The organism is Alcanivorax sp. HI0044, assembly GCF_001634945.1.
In genome coordinates, this window is sequence record NZ_LWEZ01000485.1 from 1 (window position 1) to 640 (window position 640).

Annotated in this window: 1 protein-coding gene; it reads right to left on the minus strand. The window is 62.0% G+C overall.

The features are described 5' to 3' along the window. Positions 1 to 95: 95 nt before the first annotated feature. A complete protein-coding gene (locus tag A3730_RS05860; RefSeq protein ID WP_063519134.1) occupies positions 96 to 563 on the minus strand; it encodes an MOSC domain-containing protein in 468 nt (155 codons plus the stop codon). Positions 564 to 640 lie beyond the last annotated feature (77 nt).

Genomic DNA, 640 nt, shown 5'->3' on the forward strand with positions numbered 1-640 from the left:
CTGGATAGGGTCCGTCATTTCCTTGTCGTTCATTCGAGCCAGGTTTCCTGGATTAAGGTTGCGCAGGGCGACATCGGGGTGAGCCGGTCTCCGCTCTACAGGGTTTCGGTCACATGGGTGGCAATGCTATCGCCTACGCGAATCACGCCACTGGAGAGGATTTCACAACGCAGGCCGCCCCGGCCCAGCAGGGCCTTGATGACCTGCGGCGGGGTCAGATCGCCGGCCAGCAGGTGCCCTACCACGGAGCAAGGCTCACACAGCTCTATGCCGCGCAGGCGGATGTTGCCGAGCAAAAACTCCCGGCCTTCCAGGGCGTTGAGATCGACGCCTTCGGTCAGCACGTTACGGCGCAGGGTGTGCGGCTCGACCTGCTGCTTGTGCTCGCGGTTATAGGTGGCGATGGCCTCGGATTCGATCAGGGTAATTTGTTCTTCCGGCTTGGCGTTGCGGCGGTAATGGCGGTCGCCAACGATGCCGCAGCCGGCGCGCAGCTGCACGGCTGGTTGGCTTTCCACCGGGCCGCGAGACTGGCTGGCGGTGTAGAGGGCGAGGATTTTCATGGAGCTCCCGGATGGATGCCAAATGCCTGAGGCCAAAGTGCGAGTACATCAAAGAGGCCAGTCTAGCAGTTTCCTCC